The 13,965-nt window shown below is 73.7% G+C and carries 12 protein-coding genes; 7 read left to right on the top strand and 5 right to left on the bottom strand.

Annotated elements, in window-relative coordinates; genetic code table 11:
- Positions 1–96 precede the first annotated feature (96 nt).
- Positions 97–1,869, bottom strand: a complete 1,773-nt coding sequence (locus ACZ6BG_RS11320) for an acetyl/propionyl/methylcrotonyl-CoA carboxylase subunit alpha (RefSeq protein WP_468999661.1) — start codon at positions 1,867–1,869, stop codon at positions 97–99.
- 389 nt (positions 1,870–2,258) lie between these two features.
- Between ACZ6BG_RS11320 and ACZ6BG_RS11315 the strand changes: the two genes are divergently transcribed.
- Complete coding sequence (locus ACZ6BG_RS11315) at positions 2,259–2,687, top strand: hypothetical protein (RefSeq protein ID WP_468480471.1); 429 nt, start codon at positions 2,259–2,261, stop codon at positions 2,685–2,687.
- 59 nt (positions 2,688–2,746) lie between these two features.
- Here ACZ6BG_RS11315 and ACZ6BG_RS11310 read toward each other — a convergent pair whose 3' ends face one another.
- Positions 2,747–3,355, bottom strand: a complete 609-nt coding sequence (locus ACZ6BG_RS11310; protein WP_468999660.1) for a Maf family protein — start codon at positions 3,353–3,355, stop codon at positions 2,747–2,749.
- A gap of 31 nt (positions 3,356–3,386) precedes the next feature.
- Positions 3,387–3,515: a morphogenic membrane protein MmpB gene (mmpB, locus tag ACZ6BG_RS11305; RefSeq protein WP_468451140.1), complete on the bottom strand. Its 129-nt coding sequence runs from the start codon at positions 3,513–3,515 to the stop codon at positions 3,387–3,389.
- A gap of 137 nt (positions 3,516–3,652) precedes the next feature.
- Here mmpB and ACZ6BG_RS11300 point away from each other — a divergent pair, with 137 nt between their 5' ends.
- The gene (locus tag ACZ6BG_RS11300; RefSeq protein ID WP_468999659.1) at positions 3,653–5,128 is read left to right on the top strand and encodes an FG-GAP-like repeat-containing protein; all 1,476 of its coding nucleotides are present in this window, start codon (positions 3,653–3,655) and stop codon (positions 5,126–5,128) included.
- Between the two features lie 58 nt (positions 5,129–5,186).
- Here the strand turns inward: ACZ6BG_RS11300 and ACZ6BG_RS11295 are convergent, their stop codons facing one another.
- Together ACZ6BG_RS11295 and ACZ6BG_RS11290 are read right to left on the bottom strand one after the other, a co-directional pair.
- A complete protein-coding gene (locus tag ACZ6BG_RS11295; protein ID WP_030363570.1) occupies positions 5,187–5,393 on the bottom strand; it encodes an acyl-CoA carboxylase epsilon subunit in 207 nt (68 codons plus the stop codon).
- A 27-nt stretch (positions 5,394–5,420) separates the two neighbouring features.
- On the bottom strand, positions 5,421–7,040 hold the full coding sequence (locus ACZ6BG_RS11290) for an acyl-CoA carboxylase subunit beta (protein WP_468999658.1): 1,620 nt from the start codon (positions 7,038–7,040) through the stop codon (positions 5,421–5,423).
- Positions 7,041–7,190: 150 nt separating this feature from the next.
- Between ACZ6BG_RS11290 and ACZ6BG_RS11285 the strand changes: the two genes are divergently transcribed.
- From ACZ6BG_RS11285 to hutH, 5 genes are all read left to right on the top strand, one after another.
- Positions 7,191–8,108 (top strand): biotin--[acetyl-CoA-carboxylase] ligase, encoded by a 918-nt coding sequence (locus ACZ6BG_RS11285; protein WP_468999657.1) that lies wholly within the window; start codon positions 7,191–7,193, stop codon positions 8,106–8,108.
- Between the two features lie 154 nt (positions 8,109–8,262).
- The gene (locus ACZ6BG_RS11280) at positions 8,263–9,555 is read left to right on the top strand and encodes an adenylate/guanylate cyclase domain-containing protein (RefSeq protein ID WP_468999656.1); all 1,293 of its coding nucleotides are present in this window, start codon (positions 8,263–8,265) and stop codon (positions 9,553–9,555) included.
- Between the two features lie 181 nt (positions 9,556–9,736).
- Positions 9,737–10,531 (top strand): enoyl-CoA hydratase/isomerase family protein, encoded by a 795-nt coding sequence (locus ACZ6BG_RS11275; RefSeq protein WP_468999655.1) that lies wholly within the window; start codon positions 9,737–9,739, stop codon positions 10,529–10,531.
- A 487-nt stretch (positions 10,532–11,018) separates the two neighbouring features.
- Positions 11,019–12,170: a GGDEF domain-containing protein gene (locus ACZ6BG_RS11270; protein WP_468999654.1), complete on the top strand. Its 1,152-nt coding sequence runs from the start codon at positions 11,019–11,021 to the stop codon at positions 12,168–12,170.
- Between the two features lie 255 nt (positions 12,171–12,425).
- A complete protein-coding gene (hutH, locus tag ACZ6BG_RS11265) occupies positions 12,426–13,964 on the top strand; it encodes a histidine ammonia-lyase (RefSeq protein ID WP_469000217.1) in 1,539 nt (512 codons plus the stop codon).
- Position 13,965 lies beyond the last annotated feature (1 nt).

Here is a 13,965-nt window from a genome sequence, read left to right as displayed (position 1 = left end):
CCGTCCGGCGATTGAGGACGAGGCGCGGAGCGCCGATCAGCGGGGGTCCGGGGGCGGCAGCCCCCGGGTTCGGGAAGGGGCGGGGTTGGGGAAGGTTCAGTCCTTGATCTCGCAGATCGCGGCGCCCGACGTCAGCGACGCCCCGACCTCCGCCTGCAGGCCCTTGACCGTACCGGAACGGTGGGCGTTGAGGGGCTGTTCCATCTTCATGGCCTCGAGGACCACGATGAGGTCGCCCTCCTTGACCTCCTGGCCCTCCTCGACGGCGACCTTGACGATCGTGCCCTGCATGGGCGAGGCGAGGGTGTCGCCGGACGCCGCGGGCCCGGACTTCTTGGTCGCGCGGCGCTTCGGCTTGGCGCCCGCCGAGAGCCCCGTACGCGCGAGGGACATGCCCATACCGGCGGGCAGGGAGACCTCGAGGCGCTTGCCGCCGACCTCGACGACGATCGTCTCGCGGTCGCCGTCCTCCTCGTCGGCGTCGCCGCCCACGGGGGCGAACGGCGGGATGTCGTTGACGAACTCGGTCTCGATCCACCGGGTGAAGACCGTGAACGGCTCGTCGGAGCCGGTCAGTTCGGGCGCGAACGCCGGGTCGGCGACCACCTTGCGGTGGAACGGGATGGCGGTGGCCATGCCCTCGACCTCGAACTCGGCGAGGGCGCGCGCGGCCCGCTCCAGGGCCTCCTTGCGCGTACGCCCCGTGACGATCAGCTTGGCCAGCAGCGAGTCCCAGGCCGGGCCGATGACCGAGCCGGACTCGACACCCGCGTCGAGGCGGACACCGGGACCGGACGGGCCCGCGAACTTGGTGACCGTGCCGGGCGCGGGCAGGAAGCCCCGGCCCGGGTCCTCGCCGTTGATGCGGAACTCGAAGGAGTGACCGCGCAGCGCCGGGTCGTCGTAGCCCAGTTCCTCGCCGTCGGCGATGCGGAACATCTCGCGGACCAGGTCGATCCCGGCGACCTCCTCGGTGACCGGGTGCTCCACCTGGAGGCGGGTGTTGACCTCGAGGAAGGAGATCGTGCCGTCGGCGCCGACGAGGAACTCGACGGTGCCCGCGCCGACGTAGCCGGCTTCCTTCAGGATCGCCTTCGAGGCGCTGTACAGCTCCTCGACCTGGGCGTCGGAGAGGAACGGCGCCGGGGCCTCCTCCACCAGCTTCTGGTGGCGGCGCTGGAGCGAGCAGTCACGGGTGGAGACCACGACCACGTTGCCGTGCCGGTCGGCCAGGCACTGGGTCTCCACGTGCCGCGGCTTGTCCAGGTAGCGCTCCACGAAGCATTCGCCGCGGCCGAAGGCCGCGACGGCCTCGCGGACCGCGGAGTCGTACAGCTCCGGCACCTCTTCGAGGGTGCGGGCCACCTTCAGGCCGCGGCCGCCGCCGCCGAACGCCGCCTTGATGGCGATCGGCAGGCCGTGCTCCTCGGCGAAGGCGACGACCTCGTCGGAGCCCGAGACCGGGTCCGGCGTGCCCGCGACCAGCGGGGCACCCGCGCGCTGCGCGATGTGCCGGGCGGCGACCTTGTCGCCCAGGTCCCGGATCGCCTGCGGCGGCGGGCCGATCCAGGTCAGACCGGCGTCCAGGACCGCCTGGGCGAACTCCGCGTTCTCGGAGAGGAAGCCGTAGCCCGGGTGGACCGCGTCCGCCCCGGAGTCCTTGGCCGCGGCGAGCACCTTCGCCATGTCCAGGTAGCTGGTGGCCGGAGTGTCACCGCCAAGAGCGAACGCCTCGTCAGCGGCCCGCACATGCAGTGCGTCCCGGTCGGGGTCCGCATAAACGGCAACGCTCGCGATCCCGGCATCCCGGCACGCCCGGGCGACCCGGACAGCGATTTCGCCACGGTTGGCGATGAGCACCTTGCGCACGATGGCTCCCTCCTTGAAACAAGCCGAGTTTAGGGACTGCCGACACGGCCTTACGACCCGTCCCCAATGGTGAGCTTGCCCACACGGAGCGTGATCCGAGGCCCTGTCGATCCCCGAAATCCCTTGTCGCACCGTGGTACGCAGGGTCCTTTCCCGGCAGCGTAGCCCTCCGGTGTGGTCAAGGTCTCTGTGAGGCAGTGCTGCGGCGCGCGGCCATTCTTTGTGGAGTCCCTACGAATGGCCCAAGGATTCTTTGCCTGCGGTACGGCCCTTGTCCTTGGGTTTACCCTCGCCCGAGCTCTTGAGGAGCAGGGGGAGCCCCCATGTAGCGTGCCGATGTCTCACACGTACCAGCGGTAACAGCAGTCGGCAGAGAGTGGGTGGGCGCCGTGGCGCGCAGACCAGTGGCGTGGGTGGGCGCGATCGCGCTCTGGGCCGAGGCGGTCGGGATCGTCCTCCTCAACTGGTTCCTCGGGCTCGTCGTCGACAAGCAGGACATGTCCATGGGCGGGCTCGACCCGCACGCGATGAGCGTGGGCGCCTGGGTCGCGGGCGGCCTCTTCGGGCTCTACCTCGCGCTGTGCGGCCTCGTCCTCGCCCGCACCGCCGCCACCGACCGCGCGCCCGGCCGCTTCGGCAAGATCCTGCTGATCAGCGCCGCCGTGACGCACGGCCTGCTCGGCGCGTTCGCGATCGGCCTGGTGGGCTGGCTCGCGTTCGTCCTGATGATGGCGGTGCTCGGCCTCATCGTGCTGCCGCTGGTGGCGTACGACAGGAGGGACGCCGTGGGTGTGGACGGTGCCCCGCAGGCTGCCTGAGCGGCCCCGTGGACCCGGCCCTCGTACGTGCCCTCGCGTGCCCCTGGTCCGCTGGCCCCCTAGTCCGCCCACAACTCCGTGATCCCGACGCCCAGTTCCCCGAGCAGGCGCCGCAGCATCGGCAGGGACAGGCCGATGACGTTGCCGTGGTCGCCGTCGATGCCGTCGATGAACGGCGCCGAGCGGCCGTCGAGCGTGAACGCGCCCGCCACGTGCAGCGGTTCGCCGCTGGCGACGTACGCGGCGATCTCCGCGTCGGACGGCTTGCCGAAGCGGACCACCGTCGACGCGGTCGCCGCCACGTGCTCGCCGGAGAGCGTGTCGTACACGCAGTGTCCGGTCTGCAGGACGCCCGCGCGGCCCCGCATGTCCTGCCAGCGCGCGGTGGCCTCCGCGACGTCCGCGGGCTTGCCGAGCGCCCGGCCGTCCAGCTCGAGGACGGAGTCGCAGCCGACGACCAGGGCGCCCTTGGCCTCCGGGCGGGCCGCGACCACCGACGCCTTCGCCTCGGCGAGGGCCTTGGCCAGCTCGGCGGGGGTGGGCGCGGTCACCGCGTCCTCGTCGACGCCGCTGACGATGACCTCGGGCGCGAGGCCCGCCTGGCGCAGCAGGCCGAGCCGGGCCGGGGACTGGGAGGCTAGGACGAGACGGCGGGGTTGATCACTCATGCGGTCAGCCTAGCGAGGGTCGCCGGGCGGTTCAGATCACGCCCAGGACGAGCATCGCCACCACCATCGCGAGGGCGAGCAGGACACCGGCACGGCGCATCTTCGCTTGCATCTCCCGCATGTCCTTGGGCGGGTCGTTCTCCGGGTCGGACCACAGCATGGCTCCGATGCTGCGACCGCGCCGCGCCCCGCGCCTGAGTACGCGTACTCAACTTCCCGCGCTTCCCGCCCTGAGTCCGTTCACCCGTACAACCCCCGGGCGCCGCCCAGCGTCAACCAGCCGAGGGTTTCCAGGGAATGGAGCGAACCGATATGCGCAAGATGCGCAGAAGTGTCCTGACCGCGGTGGCGACGGCCGTGACGGCCACCGCGGGCCTGCTGGTCCCGCTGTCCGGCACGGCCGCGGCGGCCCCCGCCGCACCCGCCGCCCCCGAGGCCGCCGACTTCAACGGCGACGGCTACGGAGACGTGGTGCTCGCCACCCCCAAGGCCACCGTGAACGGCGTCAAGAAGGCCGGGCACGTCGCCGTCCTGTACGGCACCGCGCGGGGCGTCGAGGGCGGCCGCAAGGCGCTGATCAGCCAGGCCTCCGCGAAGGTGCCGGGCACCCCGGAGGCCGGGGACCGGTTCGGCGGGGCGTACGACACCGGGGACCTCGACGGCGACGGGTACACCGACCTGGTCGTCGGCGTCCCGGGCGAGAACGGCAACGCCGGGCTCATGACCGTCCTGTGGGGCGGCCGGGGCGGCCTGGACAACGGCGGCCTGAGCACGGTCACGCCGCACCCCGACCTCGACCTGTACTACGGCGAGTCCGTGGTCGTCGGCGACTTCGACGGCGACGGCAAGCAGCAGCTCGCCACGCACTCGTACTACGGCGCCGTCAGCCTCTCCGGCGACGGCTTCACGCGCACCAGGGCGCCCGAGCAGCGGCGGCTGGACATGGGCAGCGGTGACGGCTACCGGCTCGTCGAGCGCCTGGACGCCGGTGACTACGACGGCGACGGCGACGACGACCTGCTCGCCTCCGGCATCGAGAACGCGGAGGGCGACGAGCTGAACGGCTGGTTCGGCCACTGGGCCGGAGGCCGCGACGGCATGAAGTTCACCGATCAGCCCGCCGCGCTGCCCCCGACCCGCACCGGCCTGAAGGGCTCCGGCGACATCGACAAGGACGGCTACGCCGACGTCGTCGTCACCGACTTCAACGTCGGCAAGGGCGGCGGCGTGGGCGTCTACTACGGCGGCCCCGCGGGCCCCGGCACCGGCGGCAAGACCGTCCTCGACCAGGACAGCCCGGGCGTGCCGGGCGTGGACGAGGGCGCCGACGAGTTCGGCGCGAGTGCCGCGGTCGGCGACGTCGACGGCGACGGCTACGCGGACGTCGCGGTCGGCGCGCCCGCCGAGGACGTGGGCGGCCGGATCGCGACCGGCGCCGTCACCCTCCTCAAGGGCTCCGCGTCCGGCCTCACCGGCGCCGGCGCGCAGGCCCTGAACCAGAGCACCGCGGGCGTGCCCGGAGCCGCCGAGGACGACGACCGCTTCGGCTCCGCCGTCCGCCTGGAAGACACCGACGGCGACGGCCGGGCCGAGCTCGTCGTCGCGGCGACCGGCGAGGACGTGTTCCCCGGGGCGCGCTGGGACGACGGCTCGGACTGGGTGCTGCGCGGGTCGGCCGCCGGGGTCACGGTGACCGGGGCGTACACGCTCAGCGAGAAGGCGTTCGGCCTCACCTACCAGAACAAGAGCTTCGGGTCGGTGCTCGGGAGCTGATCCGGAGGCCGGGCCGTGGGGCGCGCACGGGTCGCGCGCGCCCCACGGACACCTCGGGTCACCCCGGCCAGTACGTGCGGCTCCACGCCGCCGCGCCCGGTGCGGGCATCCGCTCCCGGGCCACCCGCGCCGGGTCCGCCCAGGCGGCCGGGACCGGGGGCGCGCCGGACGGCGCCTGCGCGGCCGCCGCGGCGCGCGCCTGGACCACCGCCAGGGCGGCGGCCAGCTCCTCAGGGGTGGGATTGCCCCGTACGACCTTGATCACAGTGGCTCCCTTCGGGGACGGCGGGGACTACAGCGGGATGTTGCCGTGCTTCTTCGGAGGCAGGGATTCCCGCTTCGTGCGCAGCTGACGCAGTCCGCGTACGAGGTGCGAGCGGGTCTCGGACGGCAGGATCACGGCGTCGACGTAGCCGCGGTCGGCCGCCGTGTACGGGTTCAGGAGCGCGTCCTCGTACTCCTGGATGAGGCGGGCCCGGGTGGCCTCCTGGTCCTCGGGCTCCGCCGCCGCGATCGTGCGGCGGTGCAGGATGTTCACCGCGCCCTGCGCGCCCATCACCGCGATCTGCGCCGTCGGCCAGGCGAGGTTCAGGTCGGCGCCCAGGTGCTTGGAGCCCATCACGTCGTACGCCCCGCCGAACGCCTTGCGGGTGATGACGGTGATGAGGGGGACGGTGGCCTCGGCGTAGGCGTAGATCAGCTTCGCGCCGCGGCGGATGATGCCCGTGTGCTCCTGGTCGACGCCCGGCAGGAAGCCCGGCACGTCCACGAAGGTGATCACGGGCACGTTGAACGCGTCGCAGGTGCGCACGAACCGCGCCGCCTTCTCGGACGCGTCGATGTCCAGGCAGCCCGCGAACTGCATCGGCTGGTTGGCGACGAGACCCACCGGGTGGCCCTCGACGCGGCCGAAGCCCGTGATGATGTTCGGCGCGAACAGCGGCTGCGTCTCGAAGAACTCGGCGTCGTCCAGGACGTGCTCGAGCACCGTGTGCATGTCGTACGGCTGGTTCGCGCTGTCCGGCACGAGCGTGTCGAGCTCGCGGTCCTCGTCGGACGGTTCGAGGTCCGCCTCCTCCGGGAAGGCCGGGGGCTCGGTCAGGTTGTTCGACGGCAGGTACGAGAGCAGCGACTTCACGTACTCGATGGCGTCCTTCTCGTCGCCCGCCATGTGGTGCGCCACGCCGGAGGTCGCGTTGTGCGTGCGGGCGCCGCCCAGCTCCTCGAAGCCGACGTCCTCGCCGGTGACCGTCTTGATGACGTCCGGGCCCGTGATGAACATGTGCGACGTCTGGTCGACCATGACCGTGAAGTCCGTGATCGCGGGGGAGTACACCGCGCCGCCCGCGCACGGGCCGACCACGAGGCTGATCTGCGGGATCACACCGGACGCGTGGGTGTTCCTGCGGAAGATCTCCCCGTACATCCCGAGCGCCATCACGCCCTCCTGGATGCGGGCGCCGCCCGAGTCGTTGATGCCGACCACCGGACAGCCCGTCTTCAGGGCGAAGTCCATCACCTTCACGATCTTCTGGCCGAAGACCTCGCCGAGCGCGCCGCCGAACACGGTGAAGTCCTGCGAGAACACCGCCACCGGACGGCCGTCCACCGTGCCGTACCCGGTCACCACCCCGTCGCCGTACGGCCGGTTGGCCTCCAGGCCGAAGTTCGTGGAGCGATGCCTGGCGAACTCGTCGAGCTCGACGAACGAGCCCTCGTCCAGAAGCAGTTCGACCCGCTCGCGCGCCGTCAGCTTCCCCTTCGCGTGCTGCTTCTCGACCGCCCGCGCGGAACCCGCGTGCTTCGCCTCGTCGATGCGGCGCCGCAGATCGGCGAGCTTGCCGGCCGTCGTGTGGATGTCGATCTCAGTGTCGGGCGTGTCGGCCCGGTTGGGCTCTTGCGGCTCGGACATCGGGTCGCGGCTCCCTGCCTGCTCAATGGGGACTGGGGCGGGTGACGGCGTGCGCTGGTGGCACGCGGTGCCAGCTGGCTACTGCCCCGTAGCGTATCGGCGCGCATTCGCCTGTGCAGTGCGGCGTTTACCACACCTAGGGTGGCTTGCATGACGCCGCGGAATGACTCAAACGACCCCCCGAACCGCTGGTCCGACCTGGACCGGCCGCCCCTCGCCGCCGCCTCGCTGCGCCGCGCCCTCGTCCGCGAGGGCGGCCTGTGGACCTCCCTCGACGTCGTCGCCGCCACCGGCTCCACCAACGCCGACCTCGCCGCCCGCGCCGACGAACTGCCCGAGGGCGCCGTCCTCGTCGCCGAGGAGCAGAGCGCGGGGCGCGGGCGCCTCGACCGGCGCTGGAGCGCGCCCCCGCGCTCCGGCCTCTTCTTCTCCGTCCTGCTCAAGCCGGACGACGTACCGGTGGAGCGGTGGGGGTGGCTGCCGCTGCTCACCGGCGTCGCGGTCGCCGCGGGCATCGCCCGCGCCGCCGGCGTCGACACCGCCCTGAAGTGGCCCAACGACCTCCTCGTCACGGTCCCCAAGGACTCCGACAAGCTCCGTCCAGGGGAGGCCCCAACCGGCGAGGAGCGCAAGGCCGGCGGCATCCTCGTGGAGCGCGCCGGGTCCGTCGGCGGCGGCGGGATCGTCGTCGGCATCGGCGTCAACGTCTCCCTGCGCGCCGACGAACTGCCCGTGCCCGGGGCCGGGTCCCTCGCGCTCGCCGGGGCGGCCGCTACCGACCGCGACCCGGTGCTGCGGGCCGTGCTGCGCGAGCTGGAGCGCTGGTACGGGGAGTGGCGGGCGGCGGGCGGCGACCCGGCGCTCACCCGGCTCCAGGAGGCGTACGCGGCCGGGTGCGCCACGCTCGGCCGCCAGGTCCGGGCCGAACTGCCCGGCGGGCGGGACGTCACGGGCGAGGCCGTCGCCGTGGACGGCGACGGGCGTCTGGTCCTCGCCACGGAGGACGGGGTGCGGGAGCCGGTGGGCGCCGGGGACGTGGTGCATCTGCGGCCCGCGGGGGAGGGCTGAGCGGGGCCGTGCGCCCGCGGTCGAGGTCCCGCGCGGGCGCGCCGCGGACATCGGTCGCACCGGCACGCCGGAGTCGGGAGTGAGCTGCGGCACACCTGCCGTAAAGTTGGCGCCGGTCGATATCTGACCACGGCAGATCGGAAGGGCAGCAGGCGTGACCGTCGACGACACCGGCTCCGGCCAGGGCACACCCCCCGGCCCCGACGGTGACCCCCGCCCGGCGGAATCGGCGTACCCGGAAGGTGACGGGAGCGGGGCGGACGAGAAGCCGGACGAACCGGACCTCTCCGGGGGCGGACCCGGAGCCGACAGCGGCGCGCACGGCCTGGACGGGGCGCACGGCCTGGACGGCACGGCCGGACTTGACGGCGCGGACGGCCTGGACAGTGCGGACGGCGCCGGCAAGAACCCGCTCGCGCTCCGCCTCGAACAGCTCATCCTCGGCGCCGACCGCCGCTACACCCCGTTCCAGGCGGCCCGCAGCGCCGGTGTCTCCATGGAGCTGGCCTCGCGCTTCTGGCGGGCCATGGGCTTCCCGGACATCGGCCAGGCCAAGGCCCTGACCGAGGCCGACGTGCTCGCGCTGCGGCGGCTCGCGGGTCTGGTGGAGGCGGGGCTGCTCAGCGAGGCCATGGCCGTGCAGGTGGCGCGCTCCACCGGGCAGACCACCGCCCGCCTGGCCGAATGGCAGATCGACTCGTTCCTGGAGGGCCTGACCGAGCCGCCGGAGCCGGGCATGACCCGCACCGAGGTCACGTACCCCCTGGTGGAACTGCTCCTGCCGGAGCTGGAGGAGTTCCTGGTGTACGTGTGGCGCCGCCAGCTCGCCGCCGCCACCGGGCGGGTCGTGCAGGCCGCCGACGACGAGGAGATGGTCGACCGGCGGCTCGCCGTCGGGTTCGCCGACCTCGTCGGGTTCACGCGGCTCACCCGGCGCATGGAGGAAGAGGAACTGGGCGAGCTGGTCGAGGCGTTCGAGACCACCGCCGCCGACCTGGTCGCCGCGCACGGCGGGCGGCTCATCAAGACCCTCGGCGACGAGGTCCTGTACGCCGCCGACGACGCGGGCACCGCCGCGGAGATCGCGCTGCGCCTCATCGAGACCATGGCCAACGACGAGACCATGCCCGAACTGCGCGTCGGCATCGCCTTCGGCACCGTCACCACGCGCATGGGCGACGTCTTCGGCACCACCGTGAACCTCGCGTCCCGGCTCACCTCCATAGCGCCACGGGACGCCGTGCTCGTCGACGGCGCGCTCGCCGAGGAACTGGTGCGCACCGGCGACGCGCCCGCCTCCGAGACGGAGGCCGCCGCCCTGGCGGAGAAGGCCGAGAAGGAGGGCGAGGAGCCGCCCGGCTACCGCTTCGCCCTGCAGCCCATGTGGCAGCGGCCGGTCCGCGGGCTCGGCATCGTCGAGCCCTGGCTGCTCGCGCGCCGGGGCTGACCGGCTGCGGCTGGCTCGCCGGGGCTGGCTCGCCGGGGCTGACCGGCTGCGGCTGCCCCGCTGCGGCTGGCCGCTGCCGCCGACCTGCTGTGGCTGACCCGTGCGCCGGGCCGGGTATCCAACGGGCGCGGTGGCTGACATGATCGCCGGGTAACGGTCGTTAACCGGAGGTGGAGGGGTCATGGGCGAGCGTCGGTTCGGGGAGTTCGTGGAGGTCCGGCGGCACGGGTACGTGGCCGAGCTCGCGCTGGACCGGCCGAAGGCCATGAACGCCGTGTCCAGTGCCATGGCCCGGTCGATCGGCGAGGCCTGCGCGGCGCTCGCCGCGGACCCGGACGCGCGCGTCGTGGTGCTCACCTCCACCCATGAGCGCGCCTTCTGCGTCGGCGCCGACCTCAAGGAGCGGAACTCCTTCTCCGACGCCGAGTTGGTGCGGCAGCGGCCCGTCGCCCGCGCCGCCTACACCGGCGTCCTCGACCTGCCGATGCCGACCGTCGCGGCCGTCCACGGCTTCGCGCTCGGCGGCGGCTTCGAGCTCGCCCTGTCCTGCGACATCATCGTCGCCGACCCCAGCGCCGTCGTCGGCCTGCCCGAGGTGTCCGTCGGCGTGATTCCCGGGGGCGGCGGTACGCAGCTGCTGCCCCGGCGCGTGGGGGCGGCACGGGCCGCCGAGCTGATCTTCTCCGCGCGGCGCGTGGAGGCCGCCGAGGCCAAGGAGTTGGGGCTCGTCGACCTCGTCGCCGGGGCCGGTGAGGACCGCGACGAGGCGCTCGCCCTCGCGGCCCGCATCGCCGCCAACTCCCCCGTCGGCCTGCGCGCCGCCAAGCGCGCCCTCCGCCTCGGCCACGGTCTCGACCTCCGGGCCGGACTCGAGGTCGAGGACGCGGCCTGGCGCTCGGTGGCGTTCTCCGGGGACCGGGCGGAGGGCGTGGCCGCGTTCAACGAGAAGCGGAAGCCGGAGTGGCCCGGGGAATAGCCTGGCGGGGGCGCCTTTGGGGGTGCGGGCTGCTGCAGCCGTCCCGCCGCTGCCGCGGCGGGTTTGCTCCCACCCGCCCGCCCGTGACTCTCGGACCAGTCGCACCGTCCCGTGTGCGCCGTCCCGGCGGGGTGGGTCGCGGGCTGCCGGGTCGCTGCAGCCGTCCCGCCGCTGACGCGGCGGGTTTCCCACCCGCCCGCCCGTGACTGTGGGGCCAGCCGCACCGGGCTGCGCCAGCCGCGCCGCGCTGTCGCCATGCCGCTGTCACGCTGCTGTCACGCCGCCATGTCCCTGTCGCGCTGCCGCGCTGCTGTCACGCCGCCGCGCTGCGCCGGGCCGCATCATCGCCGTGTGGCGCCTGAGGCGCGAGACGGACGATGGCGGTGGCAGCCCTGGCGGGTGTGGCCGGAGGGCTCCGGTGCGGGTTGGGGTGTGGGAATTCATCCGCCAGATCTCTCTATGGGTGAAATGTCCGTAACCTGGAGCAATGGGTGAGGACGTTCGGCTGCGTGCCGTCGTGGCCCTGGCACAGGGCATGGCCGCCGCGCACACTCCGCGTGAGTCGTGGCGGGCCGCCGCCCAGGGCGCGCTGCTGGCCCTGGGCGGCAGCTTCGCCGCGCTGTCCGTCTGGGAGCGGGAGCGCGGGCGGCTGCGGGTGCTCGCCAATGTCGGTGAACGCGCCCCGGGGGAGGAGGAGTTCCCCGACGGCGAGGCCTACCCCGTGCATCAGTTCCCGGAGATCACCGAGTTCCTGCACGAGCGGTGGGCCGGGGGCGGGGAGCCGCACGCGTGGGTGGAGACGGCGGGTGGGCCCGGGGACCGGGAGCGTGCCGGTTACTGCCACCAGCGGGTGGCCGCGCTGCGCAGGCGCGGGCGCGGGTGTTGCGTGGTCGCGCCGGTCGTGCTGCACGGGCGGGCCTGGGGCGAGCTGTATGTGGCACGGCCCGTGGGAGAGCCCGTGTTCGGGCGGGGCGACGCGGACTTCGCCTCCGTGCTCGCGGCCGTGGTCGCCGCAGGGATCGCCCAGACCGAGCGGCTGGAGGAAGCGCGGCGGCTGGCCTTCACGGACGCCCTGACCGGACTCGCCAACCGGCGCGCGGTCGACCTGCGGCTCGACGAGGCGGTGGAGCGGCACCGGGTCGAGGGGGCGGTGGTGAGCCTCGTCGTGTGCGACCTGAACGGGCTCAAGCGGGTCAACGACAGCCTGGGGCACGCGGTGGGGGACCGGCTGCTCGAACGGTTCGGGTCGGTGTTGTCGCTGTGCGGGGCGATGCTGCCGGGGGCGCTCGCGGCGCGGCTCGGCGGGGACGAGTTCTGTCTGCTCTCGGTGGGGCCTTCGGCCGACGAGGTGGTGCGGGTCGCCGACGAACTCTGCGTGCGGGCGGACGAGTTGGAGCTCGGGGACGGGGTCGCCTGCGGCGTTGCGTCGACCGGCGACCCGATCGGCGCGGTGCGGTCGGCCCGACGCCTGTTCCGGCTCGCGGACGCGGCCCAGTACCGCGCGAAGGCCGCGGGCGCGGTCAAGCCGGTGGTGGCGGGACGGGAGGGCCCTGCGGGCGGCGAGGACCCGGTGATCCGCCTCGCCGATTCGACACGGCCTGCGGGGGCGGGCGAACGGAGACGCTTCCGCGGGAGGTAGGCACCTCTCCCCGCTTCCGGGCGGCCCAGCTGCCCACGGCCGGGGGCGGGCGGCGCGTGACTGCCGAAGGCCGCCCCCGACTCAGACGGCCCGCAGCCGCCGAACAACGGGCCGTGGCGCAGGCGGCCAGGAGCCTGAGGTGGGCTGGAAACGGGCGGGCGAGTGGGAAGTCGCCGACGGGAAGCGGCGGCCGGCCGGGAGCAGACGGACTCGTGACACGAGGCGATTCAGTGCGTAGGCTCCCTGAATATGGATATGCAGACCGTGGTGCTGGGAACCACCGGCACAACCGCAGAGGACGTCGTAGCCGTCGCACGCCACAACGCACGCGTCGAACTCGGCGAGGACGCCGTCACCGCCCTCGCCGCGGCCCGCGAGATCGTGGACGCGCTCGCGGCCAAGCCGGACCCCGTCTACGGCGTCAGCACCGGCTTCGGCGCCCTCGCCACCCGGCACATCGGCCCGGACCTCCGCGCCCAGCTGCAGCGCAACATCGTCCGCTCGCACGCGGCCGGCATGGGCCCGCGGGTGGAGCGCGAGGTCGTGCGCGCGCTGATGTTCCTGCGCCTGAAGACGGTCTGCTCGGGCCACACCGGCGTACGCCCCGAGGTCGCGCAGACCATGGCGGACATCCTGAACGCCGGTATCACCCCGGTCGTCCACGAGTACGGCTCCCTCGGCTGCTCCGGTGACCTCGCCCCGCTCAGCCACTGCGCGCTGACGCTGATGGGCGAGGGCGAGGCCGAGGGCCCGGACGGGGAGCTGAAGCCCGTGGGCGAGCTGCTCGCCGCGCACGGCATCGCCCCCGTCGAACTGCGCGAGAAGGAAGGCCTCGCTCTCCTCAACGGCACCGACGGCATGCTCGGCATGCTGGTCATGGCCCTCGCCGACCTCGACACGCTGTACAAGTCCGCCGACGTCACCGCCGCCCTCAGCCTGGAGGCGCTGCTCGGCACCGACAAGGTCCTCGCCCCCGAGCTGCACGCCATCCGCCCGCACCCGGGCCAGTCCGCGTCGGCCGCCAACATGCTGGCGGTGCTCGCCGGTTCGGGCCTGACGGGCCATCACCAGGACGACGCGCCCCGCGTGCAGGACGCGTACTCGGTGCGCTGCGCCCCGCAGGTCGCGGGCGCGGGCCGGGACACCCTCGCGCACGCCCGTACGGTCGCCGAGCGCGAGCTGGCGTCCGCCGTCGACAACCCCGTGGTCCTGCCCGACGGCCGCGTCGAGTCCAACGGCAACTTCCACGGCGCCCCCGTGGCGTACGTCCTGGACTTCCTCGCCATCGCCGCCGCCGACCTCGGCTCGATCTCCGAGCGCCGCACCGACCGGCTGCTCGACAAGAACCGCAGCCACGGCCTGCCGCCGTTCCTCGCGGACGACGCGGGCGTCGACTCGGGCCTGATGATCGCCCAGTACACGCAGGCGGCCCTGGTGAGCGAGATGAAGCGGCTCGCCGTCCCGGCCTCCGCCGACTCCATCCCGTCGTCGGCGATGCAGGAGGACCACGTCTCCATGGGCTGGTCGGCCGCGCGCAAGCTGCGGACGGCCGTCGCCAATCTGGCGCGGATCATCGCCGTGGAGCTGTACGCGGCCACGCGCGCCGTCGAGCTGCGCACGGGCCTGACCCCGGCGCCCGCGAGCCGCGCCGTCATCGAGGCCGTCCGCAAGGCGGGCGTCGAGGGCCCCGGACCCGACCGCTACCTGGCGCCGGACCTCGCGGCGGCCGACGAGTTCGTACGGCGGGGCGGGGTCGTCGCGGCGGCGGAGACGGTCACGGGCCCGCTGGCCTGAA

Source organism: Streptomyces sp. NPDC041205, assembly GCF_055591765.1.
Note: the sequence above shows the minus strand (reverse complement) of the source record. Positions and strands in the feature narration are given on the sequence as shown.

Bases quoted from the DNA above. Each gene is read 5' to 3' on its own strand.
- ACZ6BG_RS11310 (WP_468999660.1), bottom strand. From the start codon at position 3,355: ATGAGTGATCAACCCCGCCGTCTCGTCCTAGCCTCCCAGTCCCCGGCC.
- ACZ6BG_RS11290 (WP_468999658.1), bottom strand. From the start codon at position 7,040: ATGTCCGAGCCGCAAGAGCCCAACCGGGCCGACACGCCCGACACTGAG.
- ACZ6BG_RS11270 (WP_468999654.1), top strand. From the start codon at position 11,019: ATGGGTGAGGACGTTCGGCTGCGTGCCGTCGTGGCCCTGGCACAGGGC.
- ACZ6BG_RS11275 (WP_468999655.1), top strand. From the start codon at position 9,737: ATGGGCGAGCGTCGGTTCGGGGAGTTCGTGGAGGTCCGGCGGCACGGG.
- ACZ6BG_RS11300 (WP_468999659.1), top strand. From the start codon at position 3,653: ATGGAGCGAACCGATATGCGCAAGATGCGCAGAAGTGTCCTGACCGCG.
- mmpB (WP_468451140.1), bottom strand. From the start codon at position 3,515: ATGCTGTGGTCCGACCCGGAGAACGACCCGCCCAAGGACATGCGGGAG.
- hutH (WP_469000217.1), top strand. From the start codon at position 12,426: ATGCAGACCGTGGTGCTGGGAACCACCGGCACAACCGCAGAGGACGTC.
- ACZ6BG_RS11285 (WP_468999657.1), top strand. From the start codon at position 7,191: ATGACGCCGCGGAATGACTCAAACGACCCCCCGAACCGCTGGTCCGAC.